Source organism: Aeromicrobium sp. Sec7.5, from assembly GCF_036867135.1.
In the GTDB taxonomy this organism is placed as follows: Bacteria; Actinomycetota; Actinomycetes; order Propionibacteriales; family Nocardioidaceae; genus Aeromicrobium.
Map to the genome: position 1 here is coordinate 191,409 of NZ_JBAJIJ010000002.1, position 22,818 is coordinate 214,226.

At 72.2% G+C, this 22,818-nt stretch carries 19 protein-coding genes; 7 read left to right on the forward strand and 12 right to left on the reverse strand.

Annotated elements, in window-relative coordinates; genetic code table 11:
* Nucleotides 1-29: 29 nt before the first annotated feature.
* The gene (gene proC / locus V6S66_RS14215; RefSeq protein WP_334207449.1) at nucleotides 30-827 is read right to left on the reverse strand and encodes a pyrroline-5-carboxylate reductase; all 798 of its coding nucleotides are present in this window, start codon (nucleotides 825-827) and stop codon (nucleotides 30-32) included.
* Nucleotides 828-882: 55 nt separating this feature from the next.
* Between proC and V6S66_RS14220 the strand changes: the two genes are divergently transcribed.
* Nucleotides 883-1,842, forward strand: coding sequence for a bile acid:sodium symporter family protein (locus V6S66_RS14220; RefSeq protein WP_334207450.1), 960 nt, complete (start codon nucleotides 883-885; stop codon nucleotides 1,840-1,842).
* Nucleotides 1,843-1,902: 60 nt separating this feature from the next.
* On the opposite strand, the gene V6S66_RS14225 is transcribed toward V6S66_RS14220, so the two are convergent.
* The 3 genes from V6S66_RS14225 to V6S66_RS14235 all read right to left on the reverse strand — a co-directional run bounded on the left by V6S66_RS14225 (nucleotide 1,903) and on the right by V6S66_RS14235 (nucleotide 4,705).
* Nucleotides 1,903-2,688 (reverse strand): sugar phosphate isomerase/epimerase family protein, encoded by a 786-nt coding sequence (locus V6S66_RS14225; protein WP_334207451.1) that lies wholly within the window; start codon nucleotides 2,686-2,688, stop codon nucleotides 1,903-1,905.
* A gap of 250 nt (nucleotides 2,689-2,938) precedes the next feature.
* Nucleotides 2,939-3,778 (reverse strand): formyltetrahydrofolate deformylase, encoded by an 840-nt coding sequence (gene purU / locus V6S66_RS14230; protein ID WP_334207452.1) that lies wholly within the window; start codon nucleotides 3,776-3,778, stop codon nucleotides 2,939-2,941.
* A gap of 18 nt (nucleotides 3,779-3,796) precedes the next feature.
* Entirely contained in the window at nucleotides 3,797-4,705 is a 909-nt protein-coding gene (locus tag V6S66_RS14235; protein WP_334207453.1) for a Ppx/GppA phosphatase family protein, read from the reverse strand.
* Nucleotides 4,706-4,769: 64 nt separating this feature from the next.
* On the opposite strand from V6S66_RS14235, the gene V6S66_RS14240 reads away from it, so the two are divergent.
* Together V6S66_RS14240 and V6S66_RS14245 are read left to right on the forward strand one after the other, a co-directional pair.
* The gene (locus V6S66_RS14240; protein WP_334207454.1) at nucleotides 4,770-5,531 is read left to right on the forward strand and encodes a hypothetical protein; all 762 of its coding nucleotides are present in this window, start codon (nucleotides 4,770-4,772) and stop codon (nucleotides 5,529-5,531) included.
* Nucleotides 5,532-5,583: 52 nt separating this feature from the next.
* Nucleotides 5,584-6,222, forward strand: coding sequence for a VOC family protein (locus tag V6S66_RS14245; protein WP_334207455.1), 639 nt, complete (start codon nucleotides 5,584-5,586; stop codon nucleotides 6,220-6,222).
* Nucleotides 6,223-6,304: 82 nt separating this feature from the next.
* Here the strand turns inward: V6S66_RS14245 and V6S66_RS14250 are convergent, their stop codons facing one another.
* Nucleotides 6,305-7,948: an FMN-binding glutamate synthase family protein gene (locus tag V6S66_RS14250; protein WP_334207456.1), complete on the reverse strand. Its 1,644-nt coding sequence runs from the start codon at nucleotides 7,946-7,948 to the stop codon at nucleotides 6,305-6,307.
* Between the two features lie 74 nt (nucleotides 7,949-8,022).
* Here V6S66_RS14250 and radA point away from each other — a divergent pair, with 74 nt between their 5' ends.
* On the forward strand, nucleotides 8,023-9,399 hold the full coding sequence (gene radA, locus V6S66_RS14255) for a DNA repair protein RadA (RefSeq protein WP_334207457.1): 1,377 nt from the start codon (nucleotides 8,023-8,025) through the stop codon (nucleotides 9,397-9,399).
* 48 nt (nucleotides 9,400-9,447) lie between these two features.
* On the forward strand, nucleotides 9,448-10,515 hold the full coding sequence (disA, locus tag V6S66_RS14260) for a DNA integrity scanning diadenylate cyclase DisA (protein ID WP_334207458.1): 1,068 nt from the start codon (nucleotides 9,448-9,450) through the stop codon (nucleotides 10,513-10,515).
* Between the two features lie 3 nt (nucleotides 10,516-10,518).
* Here disA and V6S66_RS14265 read toward each other — a convergent pair whose 3' ends face one another.
* A complete protein-coding gene (locus V6S66_RS14265) occupies nucleotides 10,519-11,256 on the reverse strand; it encodes a hypothetical protein (protein ID WP_334207459.1) in 738 nt (245 codons plus the stop codon).
* Between the two features lie 46 nt (nucleotides 11,257-11,302).
* On the opposite strand from V6S66_RS14265, the gene V6S66_RS14270 reads away from it, so the two are divergent.
* Complete coding sequence (locus V6S66_RS14270) at nucleotides 11,303-12,199, forward strand: A/G-specific adenine glycosylase (protein WP_334207460.1); 897 nt, start codon at nucleotides 11,303-11,305, stop codon at nucleotides 12,197-12,199.
* 148 nt (nucleotides 12,200-12,347) lie between these two features.
* Here the strand turns inward: V6S66_RS14270 and V6S66_RS14275 are convergent, their stop codons facing one another.
* The 5 genes from V6S66_RS14275 to V6S66_RS14295 form a co-directional block, all read right to left on the reverse strand.
* Entirely contained in the window at nucleotides 12,348-14,861 is a 2,514-nt protein-coding gene (locus V6S66_RS14275) for an ATP-dependent Clp protease ATP-binding subunit (protein ID WP_334207461.1), read from the reverse strand.
* Nucleotides 14,862-15,046: 185 nt separating this feature from the next.
* On the reverse strand, nucleotides 15,047-15,304 hold the full coding sequence (locus V6S66_RS14280; protein ID WP_334207462.1) for an HPr family phosphocarrier protein: 258 nt from the start codon (nucleotides 15,302-15,304) through the stop codon (nucleotides 15,047-15,049).
* Between the two features lie 28 nt (nucleotides 15,305-15,332).
* A complete protein-coding gene (locus V6S66_RS14285) occupies nucleotides 15,333-17,384 on the reverse strand; it encodes a PTS fructose transporter subunit IIABC (RefSeq protein ID WP_334207463.1) in 2,052 nt (683 codons plus the stop codon).
* A 9-nt stretch (nucleotides 17,385-17,393) separates the two neighbouring features.
* Nucleotides 17,394-18,410, reverse strand: a complete 1,017-nt coding sequence (locus tag V6S66_RS14290) for a 1-phosphofructokinase family hexose kinase (RefSeq protein WP_334207464.1) — start codon at nucleotides 18,408-18,410, stop codon at nucleotides 17,394-17,396.
* Nucleotides 18,407-19,174, reverse strand: coding sequence for a DeoR/GlpR family DNA-binding transcription regulator (locus tag V6S66_RS14295; RefSeq protein ID WP_334207465.1), 768 nt, complete (start codon nucleotides 19,172-19,174; stop codon nucleotides 18,407-18,409). The genes V6S66_RS14290 and V6S66_RS14295 overlap by 4 nt, the downstream gene beginning before the upstream one ends.
* Before the next feature lie 169 nt (nucleotides 19,175-19,343).
* Here V6S66_RS14295 and V6S66_RS14300 point away from each other — a divergent pair, with 169 nt between their 5' ends.
* The gene (locus V6S66_RS14300; protein ID WP_334207466.1) at nucleotides 19,344-20,996 is read left to right on the forward strand and encodes a phosphoenolpyruvate--protein phosphotransferase; all 1,653 of its coding nucleotides are present in this window, start codon (nucleotides 19,344-19,346) and stop codon (nucleotides 20,994-20,996) included.
* A gap of 299 nt (nucleotides 20,997-21,295) precedes the next feature.
* Here V6S66_RS14300 and lysS read toward each other — a convergent pair whose 3' ends face one another.
* Nucleotides 21,296-22,801: a lysine--tRNA ligase gene (gene lysS / locus V6S66_RS14305; protein ID WP_334207467.1), complete on the reverse strand. Its 1,506-nt coding sequence runs from the start codon at nucleotides 22,799-22,801 to the stop codon at nucleotides 21,296-21,298.
* Nucleotides 22,802-22,818 lie beyond the last annotated feature (17 nt).

Below are 22,818 nucleotides of genomic sequence, written 5' to 3' on the forward strand. Positions count from 1 at the left end.
GTCAGCCGGACAGTTCCGCCCCCCCGGCGTCAGCCGGACAGTTCCGCAGAGCGCCGGGCCGCCGCCACGACGCCGGCACGCAGTCCGGCGGCGACACCGGACTCGTCGAACGTGGCGATCGCCGCGGCCGTCGTGCCGCCGGGGGAGGTGACCCGCCGACGCAGCTCGGCCGGCTCGTCGCCGGAGCGGTCGAGCAGCGTCGCGGCCCCCACGAGGGTGCGGGTGGCCAGCACCCGAGCGGTGGCCTCGTCGAGCCCCGCCTCGACCCCGCCGGCGATCATCTGCTCCACGAGGTAGAAGACGTAGGCGGGCCCGGACCCCGAGACCGCCGTGACGGCATCCTGCAGCGACTCGTCGACCACGACGACCTCGCCGGCGGTGCCGAGCAGGGCGGCCACGGCCTCGACCTGCTCCCGCGTGCACGACGAGCCCGCCGAGATGCCGAACATTCCCTGGCCGACCAGCGCCGGGGTGTTCGGCATGGCGCGCACCACGGCGGTCCCGGCGGGAAGTGCCGCTTCGAAGGTCGCCGTGCGCACCCCCGCAGCGATCGAGACGACCGTGGACGACGGCGACACGGCGTCGGCCACGTCGGCGAGCACCGCCGGCACGTCCTGGGGCTTGACCGCCACGACGACGACGTCGGCGCCTTCGACCGCGCTACGCGCGTCGGTCACCGTCACACCGTGCGCCGAGCGGAGCGCCTCGGCCCGGTCGGGGCTCTTCTCGGCGACCCGTACGTCGCCAGGAGCCTGACCGGCCCTCAGGATCGCGGCGAGGATCGTCTCGCCCATGACACCGGCACCCAGGAACGCGATCGTCGTCATGTCGCCAGCCTAAGCCGCGCGCCGCGGGACGCGCGCCCCGCTCTAGGGTCGACGGGTGCGACTCGATCCGTTCCTCCTGCTGCTCCTCGCGGTCGCCGGTGTCGGGACGTTCCTGCCGGCCACGGGCGACGGGCTCGAGGTCGTCAAGATCGGCGCAATGGTCACGATCGGGCTGCTGTTCTTCCTCTACGGCGCCCGACTCTCGACTGCCGACACCCTGCGCAACCTGCGCAACTGGCGCCTGCAGCTGACGATCCTCGCCACGACCTTCGTCGCGTTCCCGCTCGTCGGGCTGCTGGTGCGCCTGACGCCCGAGTCGGTCCTGCCGGGGCCGCTGGCAGCGGGGGTGCTGCTGCTCTGCCTCGTGCCGTCGACCGTGCAGGGCTGCGTCGTCTACACCCGGATCGCGCACGGGAACACCGCGGCGGCGGTCGTCAGCGCCTCGACGTCGAACCTCGTCGGGGTCTTCCTCGTCCCGCTCTACGTGGCGCTGCTGATGGGGGGCGAGGGTCGCGTCGACGGCGGCTCGATCGCCCGCATCGTCGCGCAGCTGCTCGCCCCGTTCGCCGCCGGCCAGCTGCTGCGCCCGCTGGTCGGTCGCTGGGTCGAGCGCAACGACGGCTGGCTCAAGCGGTTCGATCGCAGTGCGATCCTCGTCGTCGTGTACGTCGCGTTCAGCGAAGGTGCCGAGGCCGAGATCTGGTCGGCCGTGCCGGCCTCGTCGTTCGCACTGGTGGCCGTGGTCTGCGCGGCCCTGCTCGCGCTGGCCCTGGGCGGCACTGCCCTCGTGGGGCGCTGGGGCGGGTTCACCCGACCCGACCGGATGGCCCTGATGTTCTGCGGATCGACCAAGAGCCTCGCGAGCGGGCTGCCGATGGTGGCGGTGCTGTTCCCGGGGGCCACGGCGGCGCTGATCGTGCTGCCGCTCATGATCTACCACCAGTTCCAGCTCGTGGTGAGCTCGATCCTGGCCGAGCGACTCGGGCGAGCGGCGCCGGAGGAGCCGGTGGGCTGATGGGTCAGCGGTGGTTCGTGACGGCCAGGCCGAACGCCAGGAGCTGGCCTCCCGTGACCATCACGGCTCCAGGTGGCGGCGGGTGAAGTCCAGGGCCTCGATCAGCGCGTCCTCGCGGGTGCGGGTGTCGAGCGCCTTGCGCGTGTTGATCTCGACCACGACCTCGCCGGAGTAGCCCGACCGGGCGACCTCGGCGAGGAACTCCGCACACGGCTGGCTGCCGCGGCCGGGGATCATGTGCTCGTCCTTGGCACTGCCCATGCTGTCGGCGATGTGCACGTGCGCGAGCCGGTCGCCCAGGTCGCGGACCATCTGGACCGGGTCCTGCTTGGCGGTACCGCTGTGCGACAGGTCGACCGTGACGTGGGCGTAGTCCTGGCCGACCGGGTCCCAGTCGGGGGCGTACGCCTGGAACTCGCGGCGGCCCGTGCGCCAGGGGTACATGTTCTCGACGGCGTAGGTGAGGCCGTGCTCGGCCTCGAGGTCGGCGATGCCCTGGACGAACTCGGCGGCGTACTCGCGCTGCCACCGAAACGGCGGGTGCACCACGATCGTGTCGCACCCGACGGCGTTCGCCATGTCAGCGGCCCGATGGAGCTTGCCCCACGGCTCGGTGCCCCAGACGCGCTGGGTCAGGAGCAGTGTCGGCGCGTGGACCGAGACGACCTGGACGCCGTGGAACTCCGCCAGCCGCGTGACCGCCTCGATGTCGGCGCTGACCTCGTCGGTGCCGACCATGACCTCGACCCCGTCGTAGCCGACCCGCGCAGCAGCCTCGAAGGCGCTGGCCGTGGAACCCGGGTACACCGATGACGTCGACAGCGACACACGGACGGGAGAGGACACGACGGCCAGCCTAGGCCCGACCCCCAGGAACCGGGCACCGGTTCACCCTCCAGCCCGCCCCGGGGCGGTGAGTGTTCCACCTTCGCGCGGACGGGCGGACGGGCGGACGGGCGGACGGGCGGACGGGCGGACGGGCGGACGGGCGGACGGGCGGTGAGTGTTCCACCGCCCCAGAGCTGGTGCGGTGGAACACTCACCGCCCCAGCCACCAAGGGTGGAACACTCACCGCCCCCGGTTGGGGGGCGCGCTTCAGTCGAAGACGACCGTCCGCGGGCCGTTGAGCAGGACGCGCGACTCGGCGTGCAGGGCCACGGCGCGCGAGAGCGTGCGGGCCTCCACGTCGCGTCCCACGCGGGCCAGGTCGGCGGGCGTCATCCGGTGGTCGACGCGCTGCACCTCCTGGTCGATGATCGGCCCCTCGTCGAGGTCGGCGGTGACGTAGTGGGCGGTCGCACCGATCAGCTTGACCCCGCGGGCATGCGCCTGGGCGTACGGGCGCGCGCCCTTGAAGCTGGGCAGGAAGCTGTGGTGGATGTTGATCGCCCGCCCCGAGAGGGCTCGACACAGGCCGTCGCTCAGGATCTGCATGTACCGCGCCAGCACGACGAGCTCGACGTCGAGCTCCGCCACGAGGCGCAGGACGGTGGCCTCCGCGGCGGCCTTGTCGCCGGACGGCACGTGGTGGAACGGCACGCCGTACGCGGTCGCGAGACCCTCGAGATCGCGGTGGTTCGACACGACGGCCGGCACCTCGACGGGGAGCGCCCCCGTGCTCTGCCGGTACAGCAGGTCGTTGAGGCAGTGCCCCTCCCTCGACACCATCACGAGCGTGCGGGTCGGGCGCTCGGCCGCGACGAGCTGGAAGACCATGTCGAGGTCGGCCGCGACGGGCGAGAACGACTCCCGGAGCGCGGCGACCGTCTCCGGGTGGTCGAAGTGGACCCGGAGGAAGAACTCCCCGTCGGCAGTGTCGGTGAACTGCTGGCTGTCGAGGATGTTCCCGCCCGACTCGGCGATCCACCGGGAGACAGCGAAGACCAGGCCCGCGCGGTCCGGGCAGGTCAGGGTCAGGACGATCGTGGAGGTCATGGCGCGGCTCCCCCGGTCTCAGAGTCGGTCGATGCGCTCGAGCAGCACACCCTCGCGCAGCGCCCACGGACAGACCTCGAGCCGCTCGAGGCCGAACAGGCTCATCGTGGCGTCGGCGACGAGGGCCCCGGCGAGCAGCTGGTGGGCGCGGTCGGCCGAGACGCCCGGCATATCGGCGACCTCCTCGACGGTCAGCTCGCGCAGCTTGTCGACGAGCGTCAGCAGGTCGGCGTGCGCCAGGGACCGGCGCACGAAACGGCCCTCGCCCGACGGGGCGGCGCCGCAGACCCGGGCGAGCGACCGGAAGGTCTTGCTGGTGGCGACGGCGTGGTCGAACGCTCCGGCGCGCAGGATCGGACCGGCACCCGCGGCGATCTCGGCACGCACGTGGCGGCGCAGGTCGTCGACCCCGCAACCGGCGTCGATCCAGTCCCGCGTGAGCCGACCCGCGCCGAGCGGCAGCGAGTACGCCACATCCGGGCTCTCGTCGGCGCCGGCGGCGATCTCGAGGGACCCTCCGCCGATGTCGAACACGCCCATGCGTCCGGCCGACCACCCGAACCAGCGACGCACGGCCAGGAAGGTCAGACGTGCCTCGTCGGCGCCGCCCAGGACCTGCAGGTCGAGTCCGGTGGAGGCGTTGACCTCGGCGATGACGTCCTCGGCGTTGCTCGCCTCACGCACCGCGGAGGTGGCGAACGCCATGACCTCGGAGCACCCCTGGTCCTCGGCCGCGCGCTTGGCCTCCTGGCAGAACGCGACGAGCCGGCGGACGCCGTCCTCGGTGACCGCGCCGTGCTCGAGGTGCTCGGCCAGTCGCAGCGGCTCCTTGTAGGAGTAGGCCGCGACCGGTGGGCCACCACGGAAGGCGTCGACCACGAGGAGGTGCCCCGTGTTCGAGCCGATGTCGAGAACGCCCATGCGCATGCCGGCCATCGTCCCACGCGCTCGGCTCGCGCTCGGGCCGCCCCGACGTAGAGTGGCCGGCACCATGCCCGAAGTCGACCTCGGATTCCCCCGCTCGTGGGTGGAGTTCCCCAACCCGGACGACACGTCCGAGGTCTTCCGCTGCGACCTCACCTGGCTGACCTCGCGCTGGACCTGCATCTTCGGGGCCGGCTGCCCCGGCATCTACGAGTCCAGTCCCGAGGCCGGGTGCTGCACGCTCGGGGCGCACTTCGCCGACGACGAGGACCACGAGACCGTCGCCACCTTCGTCGAGCGCCTCACGCCCGAACGGTGGGAGCGCCACGACGACGGGCTCGCGAACGGCTGGACCGAGCGCGACGAGGACGGCGAGCTCAAGACCCGTGCGGTCGAGGGTGCCTGCATCTTCCACAACTCCCGCGAGTTCTCCGGCGGCTACGGGTGCGCGCTGCACGGCCTCGCCCTCGCCGAGGGGATCGAGCCGCTCGAGGCCAAGCCGCAGGTCTGCTGGCAGCTGCCGCTGCGCCGCCAGTTCCGCGACGTCGATCCCGGTGACGGCGACGAGTACACCGAGGTCACGATCGGCGAGTACGTGCGCGCGGGCTGGGGCCCCGGGGGCCACGACCTCGACTGGTACTGCTCGTCGAACACCGAGGCGCACGTCGGGGCCGAACCGGTCTACCGGTCCAACCGGCCCGAGCTGACCGCGCTCATGGGCGCTGCCGGCTACGACGAGCTCGCCCGCCACTGCGAGGCCTTCGAGGCGGCAGGCATCCCCGTCCCCCACCCCGCCTCGGCACGCCCCTCGCCCGTGCCGCCCACGTGACTTAGGCCACCCTGAGAAATCTCGGTCGAGTCGCCCGGGCGAGACTGACGGCATGCATCTCGACCACGTGACGTTCGCCGTGGGGCCTCATGGGCTCGACGCCACGACGGAGAAGCTCGGTTCTGCGCTCGGCTCGACGTTCGTCGACGGAGGGGTCCATCCGCGCTTCGGCACGCGCAACCGGATCCTGCCGCTGCGCAATCGTCAGTACCTCGAGGTCGTGGAGGTGCTCGACCACCCGGCCGCCGACAAGCTGGCGTTCGGCCAGGTCGTGCGTGCCCGGTCCGAGGCCGGCGGCGGCTGGCTGCACTGGTGCCTCGCGGTCGAGCAGCTGGCCGAGGTCGAGGAGCGCATGGGTCGCCACGCGGTGCCCGGCAACCGTCACCGCCCCGACGGCTTCAACCTCGAGTGGCACCAGATCGGCACGAGCTCGATGAAGGCCGACCCGCAGCTCCCGTACGTGACCCGCTGGGACATCGCCCCCGAGGAGCACCCGTCGCAGGCGGCGCCCTCGGACGTCGAGCTGGTGCAGATGGAGATCGCCGGCGATCCGCAGCGCGTGGCCGACTGGCTCGGCGAGACGGTCTTCGACGCGCTCGAGTCGATCAAGGTCGACTGGGCCGCCCCCAACGGCATGCCCGGCATCCTCGCCGTCACATTCCGCACCCCCCACGGCGACGTCCGCATCTGACGGTTCGCCTGGCTGACGCCTGGTGCTGCTCTGCAGGGCACGGCTCCGTACCCCGACCGGCGGATGCGCGTGGTGACGGCGCTCAGTCGTCGCCGCGGCTCATGGCCGGACGTCGCTCGGAGGGGTCGAGATCGCTGGCGGCCTCGAAGGAGCTCGCCACGGCCTCGCGCCAGTCGCGCTCCCACGCCTCGGGCGGCGCCGTGAGCAGCTCGCCGGGCTCGAGCCACGCGAAGAGCTCCTGGTAGGTCGTGGTGACCTGCGGGTCGATCCGTCGGAAGAGCTTGCGCGGGCTGAGCTGGTCGAAGCTGTCCAGGCCCATCGAGGCGACGATCTGGCGCGCCGAGTTGACGGTCTTCTCCTGGTACTGGAACACCCGATGCATCTTGTCGTCCACGACCAGGGCCCGCGCCCGCGAGGCGTCCTGCGTCGCGACGCCCACGGGGCACGTGTTGGTGTGGCACGTCTGCGCCTGGATGCACCCGATCGCGAACATCATGGCCCGTGCCGACATCGTGAAGTCGGCGCCCTGGCAGATGCGCTTGACGATGTCGATGCCCGTCGCGACCTTGCCGCTCGCCCCGATCTTGACCTGAGGCCGCAGGCCCACGCCGACCAAGGCGTTGTGGACGAACATCAGTGCCTCGGTGAGCGGCATGCCGACGTGGTCCTCGAACTCGACCGGACCGGCGCCGGTTCCGCCCTCGGATCCGTCGACGATGATGAAGTCCGGGGCGCTCCCCCGCTCCAGCATCGCCTTGCAGATCGCGAGGAACTCCCGGCGCGAGCCGATACAGATCTTGAAGCCCACGGGCTTGCCGCCGCTGAGGCCTCGGAGCCGGTCGATGAAGTCGACCAGGCCCAGCGGCGTCGAGAACTCGGGGTGCGTGGGCGGTGAGACGACCGTGGTGCCGATCGGCACGCCCCGCGCCTCGGCGACCTCGGCGTTGACCTTCGACCCCGGGAGCAGTCCGCCCAGCCCCGGCTTGGCCCCCTGGGAGATCTTGATGCTGATCGCCTTGACCTGGTCCAGCTCCGCCCGGGCGGCGAACGCCTCGTCGTCGAAGCGCCCCTCGGGCGTGCGGCAGCCGAAGTAGCCCGACGCGACCTCCATCACGAGGTCTCCGCCGTGCGCAGTGTGGTGGCGGGAGATCGATCCCTCGCCGGTGTCGTGCGCGAAGCCGCCGAGCGCCGCGCCCGCGTTGAGGGCCTCGATCGCATTGCCCGAGAGCGAGCCGAAGCTCATGGCCGAGACGTTGAGCAGGGCGATGTCGTAGGGGCGGGCGCAGTGCGGGCCGCCGAGACGCACCCGCGGCTGGGCCGAGTCGGGCTTCGGGCGCGCGCGCATCGAGTGGGCCACGAACTCGTAGCCCACCGCGTTGACGTCGCGCTCCGTGCCGAACGGCTCCTCGCCGTGGTTGCCCTTGGCACGGTCGTACACGAGGTCGCGCGTCTCCCGGTCGAACGGCGTGCCCGCCGTGTTGGTCTCGACGAAGTACTGCTGGATCTCGGGACGGATGTGCTCCAGCAGGAAGCGCAGGTGGCCCACGATCGGATAGTTGCGCGTGATGCTGTGCCGGGTCTGCACCAGGTCGTGCACGCCCACGAGACCGAGAAGGACGACGACGACCCCGACGGCGTCGAGGAACCAGGCGTCGGTCGTCGCCCCGAGGTACACGGTCGCGGCGCCCGCGAGGAGGACGAGACCCACCACCAGCGCGCGCTTCACCTCGCCAGCATGGCATCGCGTCGGCATCGGTGCAGGGCTCGGACCGTGTCGGCGCCGCCGCCTAGGCTGATCCCATGGCGACCTCCAAGGCGGCGAAGGCGGCCCGCCCCACCTACCGCTGCACCGAGTGCGGCTGGACCGCCACCAAGTGGGTCGGCCGGTGCGGCGAGTGCCAGGCCTGGGGCACCGTCGACGTCGCCGGCAGCGACCGTTCCGCCGGGCGCACGGCGCCGGCCGCGGTCAGCCGACCCGCCGTGCCGATCGGCGAGGTCCGCTCCGAGGACGCCCGTTCCGTCACCTCTGGCATCCCCGAGCTCGACCGCGTCCTCGGCGGGGGCGTCGTGCCGGGTGCCGTGCTTCTCATGGCCGGCGAGCCCGGCGTCGGCAAGTCCACGCTCCTGCTCGAGGCCGCCGCCTGCTGGGCGCGTGCCGGCCGCCGCGTGCTCTACGTGTCCGGCGAGGAGTCGGCCGCCCAGGTCCGGCTCCGGGCCGAGCGCACGGGTGCCATCACCGACGAGCTGTACCTCGCTGCCGAGACCGACCTCGGTGCGCTGCTCACCCACGTCGACCAGGTCAAGCCCAGCCTGCTCATCGTCGACTCGGTGCAGACGATCGGCTCGACCGACGTCGAGGGTGTCCCCGGGGGCGTCACGCAGGTCCGCGAGGTGGCCGCCGCCGTCATCGGCCGCGCCAAGACCGACCACATCGCCACGCTGCTGGTCGGCCACGTCACGAAGGACGGCTCGGTCGCCGGGCCACGCGTGCTCGAGCACCTCGTCGACGTCGTCCTGCAGTTCGAGGGCGACCGCACCTCCCGGCTCCGGCTCCTGCGAGCCGTCAAAAATCGCTTCGGCCCGGTCGACGAGATCGGCTGCTTCGACCTCACCGGCACGGGCATCGTCGAGGTGCCCGACCCCACCGGGCTGTTCGTCTCGCGGCACGAGCAGCCGGTCGCCGGCACGTGCGTCACGGTCACGATGGAGGGCCGGAGGCCCCTGCTGGCCGAGGTCCAGTCACTCACGGTGCCCGCCACGGCCGGCGGCAACCCCCGCCGCACGTCCAGCGGTCTCGACGGCTCGCGCGTCGCCATGATCCTGGCCGTGCTCACCAAGCACTGCGGCCTGCAGGTGCAGCAGTCCGACGTCTACACCGCATCGGTCGGCGGGGCGCGACTCACCGAGCCGTCGGTCGACCTCGCCACCGCGATCGCCCTCGCGTCGGCCGTCCGCGACAAGCCCTGCCCGTCCGATCTCGTCGCGATCGGCGAGGTCGGCCTCGCCGGTGAGGTCCGACCGGTCCACGAGCTCGCGCCACGCCTGCGCGAGGCCGCCCGCATCGGCTTCAAGCGGGCGATCGTGCCGGCCGGCAGCGATCTCTCGGGCCTCGACGGCGTCATCACCGTCGCAGCGGTCGGCGACGTCGCCACCGCGATCCGCGCCGCCCTCTCCTGACCAGGCTGCTCCGCGCACCAGTGGCCGCAGCGCCCCTACACTGAGGCCGTGCCGAACCCCCCTGACCTGCGGACCGTCCTGGCGTCCGTCGCGCCCGGCACCGAGCTGCGCGAGGGCCTCCAGCGCATCCTGCGCGGCCGCACCGGCGCCCTCATCGTGATCGGCCAGGACAAGCCGATCGAGTCGCTCTCCACGGGCGGCTTCGTGCTCGACGTGCCGTTCTCGGCCACGGGCGTGCGCGAGCTGGCCAAGATGGACGGCGCGATCATCCTCGACGCGAACGCCCAGCGCATCCTGCGTGCCAGCGTGCACCTGATGCCCGACCCCAGCATCCCCACCGTGGAGTCCGGCACCCGTCACCGCACGGCCGACCGCGTGGCCCGGCAGACCGGGCTGCCCGTCATCTCGGTCTCGGCCTCGATGCACACCATCGCCGTGTATTTCGGCGAGGTGCGCCACGTGCTCGAGGAGTCGGCGGCCATCATCGGCCGCGCCGACCAGGCACTGCAGACGCTGGAGCGCTACCGCCACCGTCTCGACGAGGTCGCCGACTCGCTCTCGGCCCTCGAGATCGAGGACCTCGTCACGGTCCGCGACGTCGCCCAGGTCGCCCAGCGCCTCGAGATGGTCGACCGCATCGCCCGCGAGATCGACGCCTACGTGCTCGAGCTCGGCGTCGAGGGTCGCCTGCTCGCGCTGCAGCTCGACGAGCTCGTCAGCGGTGTCCAGAACGAGCGTGAGCTTCTGATCCGCGACTACATGCCCCGCGGCCGCCGGGCGCGCCCCACCGCGCAGGTGCTCACCGACCTCGAGGCCGTCGACGCGCCCGACCTGGTCGACCTGGGCCGCATCGCCCGGGCCATGCGGATCGGCACCGACGACACCCTCGACGCCCCCCTGTCGCCCCGCGGGCACCGCATGCTCGACCGGGTCCCCCGCATCCCGACCACCGTCGCCGAGCGGGTCGTCGAGCACTTCGGATCGCTCCAGAAGCTGCTCGCCGCGAGCGTCGACGACCTCACGCTCGTCGAGGGTGTCGGCGAGCTTCGCGCCAAGAGCCTGCGTGAAGGCCTCTCCCGCCTGGCCGACTCGAGCATCCTCGAGCGCTACGTCTGACCGTCAGCCAACCGGCAGGGCTTCGGGGTCGGCGGCCGGGTCGGTGGCAGCCGGGGTCGGCATCGTGGGGTCAGGCACCGCGGGGTCTGGCACCGTGGGATCCGGCACGACCGGGTCCGGAGCGGGAGGCGGCGGCGCCTCACCCAGCGTGAAGGTGGCCTCGCCCGGCTCCCCGCCGAGGGTGCCGAGCTTGATCGTGTAGTCGCCCGACGCGGCGAAGGCCTCGGCGTCCGAGCACGAGGATCCCGAGACCCGCCCGCTCCACGTGGCCGTCGTGACGGTGGCCCACTCGGGGCTGAGCGAGACCGGGCTCCCCAGGAGCGAGGCCGCACAGGAGGTCGAGTCGTAGACCGGGTTGCTGCCGTCGTCGATCACGACGACGAGCTCGGAGGCGGAGGCCTCGAGGACGCAGGCCGTGCTCGCCGTGGTCGAGACGGTCAGCGTGATCGTGACGTCGGCCCCGGCCGTCTGGTCGGCGGCCACGCTCGGGCTGATGCGCACCGTCTCCGGGTCGCACGCGCGGTCGCCGGTCTTGAGGCTGGCCGGGACGGTTCCTGCGGGGAGCTCCGCCGCCTCGGTCGCGGTGGGCGTCGGGGGCGGGGTCGCTGACGTGTCGCCGGCGGAGTCGCCACCGGTGACGGCGCGGACGAGCAACCACACCACCAGCACGACGCCCACCACTCCCGACACGAGGACGATGCGGCGCCGCCGGTAGATCTCAGGTGGCAGCGGACGACTCACCCGGCTACGGTAGCCGTCACCCCGCGCGTGACAGGATCGACCCGCCATGACCTCGCCCGTCGAATCCGCGCTCACCGACCCGCTCGACCCCGCCGTCCTGCACGCGCGAGTCGACGCCTGGTTCGCGGCCCATGCCCGGTCCTTGCCCTGGCGCGACGCCCCGGATCCCTGGCCGGTCATGGTCTCGGAGTTCATGCTGCAGCAGACGCCCGTCGTGCGCGTGCTCCCGATGTTCGCGGCCTGGATGGAGCGGTGGCCCACGCCCGGCGACCTGGCCGCCGAGCCGGTCGGCGAGGCGGTGCGCGCGTGGGGCCGGTTGGGCTACCCGCGTCGTGCCCAGCGCCTGCACGCGGCAGCGGTCGCGATCGTCGACCGTCACGCCGGAGAGGTCCCGGGGACCTACGAGGAGCTGCTGGAGCTGCCCGGCATCGGCGACTACACCGCGGCGGCGATCGCGTCGTTCGCCTTCGCTCGGCGCCATGTCGTGCTCGACACGAACGTGCGGCGCGTGTTCGCGCGGGTGGCCGAGGGTCGGCAGTACCCGCACACGTCGGTCACGAAGGCGGAGCGCGAGCTCGCGACGTCCCTGCTGCCCGAGGAGGATGCCCACCGGTGGGCGGCGGCCACGATGGAGCTCGGCGCCGTCGTCTGCACGGCCAGGGCGCCCCGCTGCGAGGCCTGCCCCGTGGCCGACGTGTGCCGCTGGCACCTGGCCGGACACCCGGAGCACGACGGTCCGCCCCGTCGTGGCCAGGCCTGGGCCGGGACCGACCGGCAGTGCCGAGGCCGACTGCTGGCGGTGCTGCGGGAGTCGGCGGACCCCGTCCCGAAGCCCGACCTCGACCTGGCCTGGGACGACGTCGGCCAGCGCGAACGTTGCCTCGACTCCCTGATCGACGACGGACTCGTCACGCCACGACCCGACGGCACCTTCACGCTCTGACCCGGGGCCCCGCCCAGACTTGCTGGCCAACCGGCCGTTCTGACGCATCGAAACGGTGGACACGTCAGCACATCTCGGTTCGGGCGGCACGACGAGGCCCCCGCACCCACAGGGGGTACGGGGGCCTGGATCGGTCAGACGGTCCGGATCACTCCGAGCTGCCGGCCTCGACCGCGAGGGGCTCGGAGCCCTCGGCCAGCTCGAGATCGGCCTTGGCCGTGCCCACGAAGGTGAACGTGGCCTCGGGGCCCTCGCCCTCGGCGTCGACCAGCACGATCTGTCCCGGACGCAGCTCGCCGAACAGCATCTTCTCGGCCATCGCGTCCTCGATCTCGCGCTGCACCGTGCGGCGCAGCGGACGCGCGCCCAGCACCGGGTCGAAGCCACGCTTGGCCAGCAGGTCCTTCGCGGCCGGCGTCAGCTCGATGCCCATGTCCCGGTCCAGCAGGCGCTTCTCGAGCGAGGCGATCATCATGTCGACCATCGAGGCGATCTGCTCGCGCGTCAGCGGCGGGAACACGACGACCTCGTCGACACGGTTCAGGAACTCGGGGCGGAAGTGCTGCTTGAGCTCCTCCGACACCTTCGCCTTCATCTTCAGGTACGACCCCTCGACGTCATCGGCCTGGCCGAAGCCCAGGCTCACGCCCTTGGCGATGTCGCGGGTACCGAGGTTGGTCGTCATGATGATGACGGTGTTCTTGAAGTCGACGAGTCGGCCCTGACTGTCGGTCATGTGGCCTTCCTCGAGGATCTGCAGGAGCGAGTTGAAGATGTCGGGGTGGGCCTTCTCGACCTCGTCGAACAGCACCACGCTGAACGGCTTGCGCCGCACCTTCTCGGTGAGCTGGCCGCCCTCTTCGTACCCGACGTAGCCGGGAGGCGCGCCGAACAGGCGCGCGACCGTGTGCTTCTCGGAGTACTCGCTCATGTCGAGCTGGATCAGCGCGTCCTCGTCACCGAACAGGAACTCCGCGAGCGTCTTGGACAGCCAGGTCTTGCCGACGCCCGAGGGGCCGGCGAAGATGAACGATCCGCCGGGACGGCGCGGATCCTTCAGGCCGGCACGCGTGCGACGGATGGCCCGGGACAGGGCCTTGATGGCCTCGTCCTGACCGATGACGCGCTTGTGCAGGTGCTCCTCCATGTTGAGGAGTCGGCTCGACTCCTCCTCGGTGAGCTTGAAGATCGGGATGCCGGTGGCGAGCGCCAGGACCTCGGCCACGAGCTCCTCGTCGACGACCGCGACGGCGTCCATGTCGCCGGCCTTCCACTGCTTCTCACGCTCGGCCTTGGCCGCGATGAGCTTCTTCTCCTCGTCGCGCAGGGAGGCAGCGGCCTCGAAGTCCTGCGAGTCGATCGCGCCCTCCTTGCGGCGGCGGACGTCGGCGATCTGGTCGTCGAAGTCCTTGAGGACCGGCGGCGCCGTCATGCGACGGATGCGCAGGCGCGAGCCCGCCTCGTCGATGAGGTCGATCGCCTTGTCCGGGAGGAACCGGTCGGTGACGTAGCGGTCGGCCAGGTTGGCCGCCGCGACGAGTGCCTCGTCGGTGATCGTGACGCGGTGGTGCGCCTCGTAGCGGTCGCGCAGGCCCTTGAGCATCTCGATCGTGTGCGCGACCGAGGGCTCCGGCACCTGGATGGGCTGGAACCGGCGCTCGAGCGCGGCGTCCTTCTCGAAGTGCTTGCGGAACTCGTCGAGCGTCGTGGCACCGATGGTCTGCAGCTCACCGCGGGCCAGCATCGGCTTGAGGATGCTGGCGGCGTCGATCGCGCCCTCGGCGGCACCCGCACCCACGAGGGTGTGGATCTCGTCGATGAACAGGATGATGTCGCCGCGGGTGCGGATCTCCTTGAGGACCTTCTTCAGGCGCTCCTCGAAGTCACCGCGGTAGCGCGAGCCGGCCACGAGCGCGCCGAGGTCGAGCGTGTAGATCTGCTTGTCCTTGAGCGTCTCGGGGACGTCGCCACGGATGATGTCCTGGGCGAGGCCCTCGACGACCGTGGTCTTGCCGACGCCGGGCTCGCCGATCAGCACGGGGTTGTTCTTGGTGCGGCGCGACAGGACCTGCATGACCCGCTCGATCTGGGTCTCGCGACCGATGACCGGGTCGAGCTTGCCCTCGCGGGCCGCCTGCGTGAGGTTGCGGCCGAACTGGTCGAGGACCGTCGAACCCTGCGGGGCCGACTCCTGGGGGGCGCCGGCGGTCTCGGCCTCCTTGCCCTGGAAGCCCTGGACGAGCTGGATGACCTGCTGGCGCACGCGGTTGAGGTCGGCGCCCAGCTTCACGAGGACCTGGGCGGCGACGCCCTCGCCCTCGCGGATCAGGCCGAGCAGGATGTGCTCGGTGCCGATGTAGTTGTGACCGAGCTGCAGCGCCTCGCGCAGGGACAGCTCGAGCACCTTCTTGGCGCGCGGCGTGAAGGGGATGTGGCCGCTGGGGGCCTGCTGGCCCTGGCCGATGATGTCCTCGACCTGCGCGCGCACGGCCTCGAGCGAGATGTCGAGGCTCTCGAGAGCCTTGGCGGCGACGCCCTCGCCCTCGTGGATCAGGCCCAGGAGGATGTGCTCGGTGCCGATGTAGTTGTGGCTGAGCATGCGCGCTTCCTCCTGCGCAAGCACGACCACACGACGGGCCCGATCGGTAAATCTTTCGAACATGGCGTCCCTCCCGGTGTTGGGCTGTCCGCCCAGTCTACGGGCGGACAGGTCCTGTGCAGACTGCTGTCCGCACACCTAGATAACTGGACCACGGGGGCCGGTGTTCCCCGCGTTCGCTCTCGGCGTACAGCGGCGCCCCGGGACGGTCGTCGTGACGACCGCCCCGGGGCCCCGCTGCGGCCCGGTCAGGCGTCGAGGTCGGCCTCGACGAGGTCGGCGATCGCGGTGAGCGCGCCCTCGTCGTCGGACTCGACCGTGACGCTGTCGCCCTTGGCGGCTCCGAGCGTCATGATGAGCAGCGCCGAGCCGGCGTCGACCGGCTCGCCGCCCTCGGTCGCCAGGGTCACCGGGGCCGACTGGGCGGCAGCGGCCGCTGCGATGGTGGCGGCCGGGCGGGCGTGCAGGCCGACGGCGGATCCGACGGTCACGGTCTTGCTGGGCATGGTGTCTCCTTCTGCGGGGCGTCGGCCGTCAGGCGTTCGCGGGGGCGGTCTCGTGCTCGTACGCGAAGGCACCCTCGGTGCGGTCGCGTCCGATCTGCTTCAGGGCGGTCACAGACAGCGCGCCCACGAGCGTACCCACGACGATGGCGGCGAAGAACCAGATCACCTGGTCGATCGCGAAGAACACGAACACACCACCGTGGGGCGCGGCGGAGGTGACTCCGGCGGCCATGGAGATGGCGCCGGCCGTGGCCGAGCCGAGCATCATCGACGGGATCACCCGCAACGGGTCGGCCGCGGCGAACGGGATCGCGCCCTCCGAGATGAAGGCGGCGCCCAGGAGCCACGCCGACTTGCCGTTCTCCCGCTCGGACTGCGTGTAGAGGCGGGGGCGGAGGGCCGTCGACAGCGCCATGGCCAACGGGGGCACCATGCCGGCGATCATGACGGCGGCCATGATCTTGACCTCCGTGCCGCCGTTCGCGATCGCGTCCGCGGTCAGGCCGGTCGTGGCGAAGACGTACGCCGCCTTGTTGACCGGACCGCCGAGGTCGACCGCCATCATCAGGCCGAGGATCGCGCCGAGCAGCACGATCGAGCCACCCGAGAGGCCGTTGAGCCAGTTCTCCAGACCCTGCGAGGCGTCGGCGATCGGACGGCCCACCACGAGGAGCATGAGGAAGCCGACGACGGTGATCGTGATCAGCGGGATGATCACCACGGGCATGAGCCCGGCGAGCCAGCGAGGAGCAGGCCGCTTGGCGATCCAGCCGGCCAGGAGGCCCGCGAGCAGACCACCGACGATGCCGCCGAGGAATCCGGCGCCGATCTCGTTGGCCAGCAGGCCCATCACGAAGCCGGGAGCGATGCCCGGGCGGTCGGCGATCGCGTAGGCGATGTAGCCCGCCAGAGCGGGCACCAGGAAGCTGAAGGCCCAGCCGCCGAGCACGTTGAACAGCGACCCGACGTAGGTCAGCAGCGCACTGCCGAACAGGGCGTGCTCACCCGCCGGCGGCAGGTTCGTCAGCGAGAAGTCGTCGAACACGGCCCGCGCCGGGTCGCCGTTGTACTCGTAGCCCGCCAGCAGGAATCCGATCGCGATCAGCAGGCCGCCTCCGGCGACGAACGGGATCATGTAGCTCACGCCGGTCAGGAGCCACTGGCGCAGCCTCAGGCCGATGCCGCCCCCCTCGGTCTCGTCGGTCGTGGTCTCGACCGAGCCGCCCACGCGGCGGGCCTTCGGGTCGGTCGCGGCCTTGCGGGCCTCGGCGAGCATCGTCGACGGCTCGTTGATCGCGCGCTTCACGCCACTGACGACGACGGGCTTGCCGGCGAAGCGACCCTCGTTCTTGACGCCGACGTCGGTCGCGAAGATCACGGCGTCGGCGGCGGCGATCGTGGCTGGGCTGAGCGGCGTGCTGCCGGAGGAGCCCTGCGTCTCGACCTGGAGGTCGATGCCCTCGTCGACCGCGGCCTGCGCGAGCGAGTCGGCGGCCATGTAGGTGTGCGCGATGCCGGTGGGGCAGGCGGTCACCGCCACGACCTTGAACCCGTCGCTGGGGGCTGCGGCGTGCTTCGGCTCGGCGGCGGCGGGTGACGCGGACGGGGTGGCCGCGCCGGCTCCCTCCGCGGGCGCGACCACACCGTCGACCAGGGCGACGACCTCGTCGGCCGTGGTGGCCGAGCGGAGGGCGTCGGTGAACTCGGCGCGGACGAGCGCCCGAGCGAGCGACGACAAGAGTTTGAGGTGCGCGGTTCCGGCACCGTCCGGGGCCGCGATCATGAAGACGAGGTCGGCCGGGCCGTCGGGCGCACCGAAGTCGGCCTTCGGCGAGAGTCGGGCGAAGGCCAGCGTCGGCTCCGTGACGGAGGTCGACCGGCAGTGCGGGATGGCGATGCCGCCCGGCAGCCCTGTGGCGGACTGGGCCTCACGCGCGAGCGCGTCGCCCGTGAGGCCGTCCGCCTCGGTGGCGCGACCGGCGGCGGCGACGGTGGCCGCGAGTCGGGCGATGACGTCGGATGCCTGGGATCCGAGGTCGGCGTCGAGGCTGACCAGGTCTGCGGTGATGAGTGATGACATGACTGTCCTTCAGGGATGCTGCGGGGTGGGGGTGGTGAACAGCTCGCGGACGTGCGGCGCCTCGAGGGCGTCGACGTCCGACGGACGTGGGGGCGTGGAGCCCGGGAGGGCAGCGGCGGCACTGCCGTGGAGGACGGCACTGACGAGCGCTGAGGGCCCGTCGGCACCGCGGGTGTCGGCGAGGAGGTAGCCCGCCAGCGCCGAGTCGCCGGCGCCGACCGTGGAGACGGGGCGGATGCGGGGCGACGGCGCGAACCAGGTGCCGTCCGCCGTGGCGAGCACAGCACCGGCGCCGCCGAGGGTCAGCAGCACGGCGCCAGGACCGCGGTCGGCGCGCAGGCGCTGCGCGAGCTCACCCGCGAGGTGCGGGTCGGACTCCACCTCGTCGGCGTCGCCGCCCACGAGCTCGACGAGCTCCTGCGCGTTCGGCTTGACCAGGTCGGGGGCGTGCGCGGCGTCGGCCAGCACGGCGGCGAGCGGCTCGCCCGACGTGTCGACGGCGACCCGCGCCCCGACCTCGTGGAGCCGGCCGGTGAGGTCGCGGTACCAGTGGCCCGGCACCCCCGGCGGCAACGAGCCGCAGAGCGCGACCCAGCTGGCCCCGGAAGCGCTCGACATCACGGTGCGGACGAGGAGCTCCAGGTCGGCGGGGCCGAGCTCGGCCCCGGGCGCGTTGAGCTTCGTCGTGGTGCCGTCGGGCTCGGCGAGCGTCAGGTTGACCCGGACGCGCGATGCGAGGGGCGAGACCACATGGTGCAAGCCGGTCTCCCGAACCGCCGCGACGAAGGAGTCGTGGTCGCCGGCGGGAAAGACCGCCATGACCGACTCGCCCGCACCGTGGATCGCGCGGGCCACGTTGACGCCCTTGCCGCCGGGCTGGTCCACCGGCGTTCCGGTTCGCACCACGGCGCCCCGGTCGAGCGGGGCGTCCAAGGCGATGAGCCGGTCGATCGCCGGGCTGGCGGTGACGGTGACGATCCGGTGCGGGGCGGTCGTGCCCGGGGCGGTCGTACGTCGTGCGTTCATGCGAGCACCACCTCGATGCCGGCTTCGCGCAGACGCGCGACCGCGTCGGCGGGCGCGGAGTCGTCGGTCACGAGCACGTCGACGTCCTCGAGCGCGGCGAACGTGACGACGAAGTCCGTGTCGAGCTTCGTGGCGTCGGCCAGCACCACGGTGCGCCGGGCGGCCGTCACGACGGCGCGCTTGACGGCGGCCTCCGCGAAGTCGGCGGTGGTCAGGCCACGCTCCGGCGAGATGCCGTTCGCGCCGACGAAGGCGACGTCGGCGCCGACCTGCCCGTAGGCCTCGACCGTGCCGGAGCCGACCGCTGCGCCCGTGGCGTCGCGGACGTGGCCGCCGAGCACGTGGAGGTCGATCGATGCCGACCGAGCGAGCTGGGCGGCGGTCACGACGCCGTGGGTGATCGCAACCAGGGGCAGGTCGGTCGGCAGGTGGTCGGCGAGCGCGGCGGTCGAGGTGCCGGCATCGACGATGATGCTGCCGCCAGCATCGGGGAGGTAGGCGAGCGCGGCGATGGCGATCGCCTGCTTCTGGCCGGACTGGCGGTTCTCGCGCTCGACCAGGTCGAGCTCGACGGCCTGCACCGACGTCCGCGCGACGGCGCCGCCGTGGACCCGGCGGGCCACCCCGTGCCGCTCCAGGGCGGCCAGGTCGCGCCGGACGGTCTCGCCGGAGACACCGAACTCCCGGGCGGCGTCGGGGACGCTCACCCGACCGTCGGCGCGGAGCTTGCGCGCCAGGGCGGTCCGTCGTTCGGATGCGTACACCGGTGTTCCTTCCGTCCGGCCACCCGATCCACCCACCGGATCGGCGGATGTGGATTCGTGTGGATTTCTGTTGCTTTGTGTTGTTCTACGCGTTAACGTGGCGTCACGTCAAGCGCATGGGCGAAAAAGTCCTCGCGAACATGTCGCCTCGGTCACGGTCAGGAGTGAGATGAGCACCACCGGTACCCCCGTCGTCCCCGGTGTCGGAGCCGGCCCGGTCGTCCGTCCCGGCGCCCGCGCCGAGGCGCCGGCCGACGAGGTCTTCGTCGACAGCGATGCCACGGTCGCAGCCTTCACGGCGGCTGCCGCCACCGTCGCCGAGCGGCTCACCGCCCGCGCCGGCCACGCGTCCGGCGCCGCCTCCGAGGTGCTGCAGGCCACCGCAGCCATGGCAGCCGACCGAGGTCTCGCGACCTTCGTCGGCAAGCACGCCGATGCCACCGGACCTGCCACCGCCACCACGCGAGCCGTCGCCGACCTGGCCGCGATGTTCACCGCCGCGGGCGGACTGATGGCCGAGCGCGTGACCGACCTGCACGACGTCCGCGATCGCGTGGTCGCCGAGCTGCTCGGTGTGCCGGAGCCCGGGGTGCCCGAGCCCGAGCAGCCGTCGGTGCTGTTCGCCGACGACCTCGCCCCCGCCGACACGGCCGGGCTGGACCCGGACCGCATCGTGGCCATCGCGATCCGCCTCGGCGGCACCACGAGCCACACCGCGATCATCGCGCGCCAGCTCGGCATCCCGTGCGTCGTGGGCATCGCCGACCTCCCCCTCGACCTGGACGCCGACGCCGGCGCGACGGCCCTCGTCGACGGCACGACCGGCGAGGTCGTGCTCGATCCCGACCCGTCCGACGTCGAGACGCGGCGCGCGGCCGACCTCGAGCGACGCACCGCGGGTGCCGCCTGGACCGGCCCCGGCAGCACGGCCGACGGTCATGGCGTCCAGGTGCTGGCCAACGTGCAGGACGGACCGGGCGCCCGGCGTGCCGCGGAGCAGCCGATCGAGGGATTCGGCCTCTACCGGACCGAGCTCAGCTTCCTCGACCGCGGCACCGAGCCGACGGTCGAGGAACAGACTGCGATCTACCGCGAGGTCTTCGCCGCCGTGCAGCCCGGCCAGAAGGTCGTGGTCCGCACCCTCGACGCCGGCTCCGACAAGCCGCTGCAGTTCGCCGACATGGGCGACGAGCCCAACCCGGCCCTCGGGGTGCGGGGCCTGCGGATCGCGGAGTCACGGCCCGAGCTGCTCGACCACCAGCTCGATGCCGTCGCCCTGGCCGCGACCGACAGCGAGGCCGAGGTGTGGGTCATGGCACCCATGGTCTCGGTCACGCCCGAGGCCGTTGCCCTCGCCGAACGGATCCACGCCCGCGGTCTCCGGGCCGGGGTCATGATCGAGACGCCGTCGGCCGCCCTCCTGGCCGATCGCATCCTCGAGCACGTCGACTTCGTCTCGATCGGTACCAACGACCTGAGCCAGTACACGTTCGCCGCCGACCGCATGTCGTCGGCACTGGCCCACCTGACCGATCCGTGGCAGCCGGCCCTCTTGATGCTGATCGAGCAGGTCGCGGCCGCCGGTCTCCGGGCCGGCAAGCCCGTCGGCGTCTGCGGCGAGGCCGCGGCCGACCCGATGCTCGCGTGCGTGCTCGTCGGTCTCGGGGTCACGTCGCTCTCGTGCGCCGCCACCGCGGTTCGAGCCGTCGGCGCGCAGGTGGGAGCAGTCACGTTCGACCAGTGCCGCGCCGCCGCGCACGCCGCCCTGCTGGCCGACACCCCCGACGCCGCCCGCACCGCCGCCCGCGACGCCCTCGCCTGAGGTCGCCTGATTCAGCCAACCTCCCTCGGTCCTGACCGAAAAGCGGCCACGGACCACAGGCTTCGGGCCCCCGAGTGCGGCATCTGACGGAGCGGCGGGCGGTGAGTTAGCGACCTCACTCCCGACCCGGCGGCGTGTCAGCGACCTGTCGGGCACATTTTGAGGTCGCTGACTCACCGCTACCCGCTGTGAAGGGTCGCTATCTCACCGCCCGAGGTCGAGGACCCGGAAGAACGGGCCATCGGTTCTTGGTCCGTGGCCGCTTGTCGCCAGCCCACGGCCGCGGTCAGCTGACCGCCCTACTCCGCCCGGGTGATGGGGAACAGGATCGCCTCGCGGATGCCGATGCCCTGCAGGAGCATCACGAGGCGATCGACACCGAGGCCGACGCCGCCGGCCGGCGGCATGCCGAACTCGAGCGCGCGCAGGAAGTCCTCGTCGACGTCCATCGCCTCGGGGTCACCCGCCGCTGCCAGCCGCGCCTGCTCCTCGAGCCGCTCCCGCTGGATGACGGGGTCGTTGAGCTCGGAGTAGGCGGGTGCCAGCTCGACGCCGTTGATGATGAGGTCCCACGCCTCCACGAGTCCGCGCGTCGATCGGTGCTTCTTGGCCAGGGGTCGCACCGACTCGGGGTAGTCACGCACGAACGTCGGCTGGATCAGGGTGTGCTCGACGAGCTTCTCGTACAGCTCGAGCACCACCTGGCCCGCGTCCCAGCCGGGCTGGAGCGCGACGCCGCGCTGGTCGGCGATCCCGCGCAGCGTCTCGACCGACGTGTCGACGTCGACCGGCTGGCCGACCGCGTCGCTGACGAGCTGGTGCACCGTGGCGTGGCGCCACTCGGCCTCGAGGTCGATCGTCGACCCGTCGCGGGCCGGCACGACGGTGCGGCCCACGGCCCTCGCCGCGCCGACCACGAGATCGCGCGTCAGCGCCGCCATCGAGTCGTAGTCGCCATAGGCCTCGTACGCCTCGAGCATCATGAACTCGGGGTTGTGCGTGTTGTCGACGCCCTCGTTGCGGAAGGTCTTGCCGATCTCGTAGACCCGGTCGATGCCGCCCACGAGCGCCCGCTTGAGGTGCAGCTCGATCGCGATGCGCAGCAACGCCGGCTCGTCGAAGGCGTTGACGTGGGTCGAGAACGGGCGCGCCGCGGCACCACCGTTGGTGTGCTGCAGGACGGGGGTCTCGACCTCGACGTAGTCGCGGCCGTCGAGCGTGGCCCGCAGCGACTGCAGGACCTTGGCCTTCGTGCGGACGTTCTCGCGCGCCTCGGGCCGCACGATCAGGTCGACGTACCGCAGGCGGGTGCGCGCCTCGTCCGACAGGGGCTTGTGCTCGTTCGGCAGCGGTCGCAGCGTCTTGGCCGCGAGGTCCCACGAGGACGCGGCGATGCTGAGCTCGCCGCGGCGGCTCGTGATGACCTCACCGGTGACCGAGAGGTGGTCGCCGATGTCGACCAACCGCTTGAAGTCGGCGAGCGACTCCTCCCCCACCTCGGCCAGCGACAGCATCGCCTGCAGCTCGGTGCCGTCGCCCTCACGCAGCCGCGCGAAGCAGAGCTTGCCGGTGTTGCGCTGGAAGATGACCCGGCCCGTGATCGAGACCGTCTGTCCCGAGTGGTGGTCGGGTCCGAGGGCCTCGGCGTCGTACCCGTCGACGATCGCGCGGAGCGTGTGCGTCCGCGGGACCGAGATCGGGTACGGCGCCCGGCCGGAGTCGATGAGCTCCTGCCGCTTGTCGCGGCGGATGCGCAGCTGCTCGGGCAGGTCGTCCTCGGGCTCGGACACAGGTACGTCGGTCACGCCCCAAGGGTAGTGGT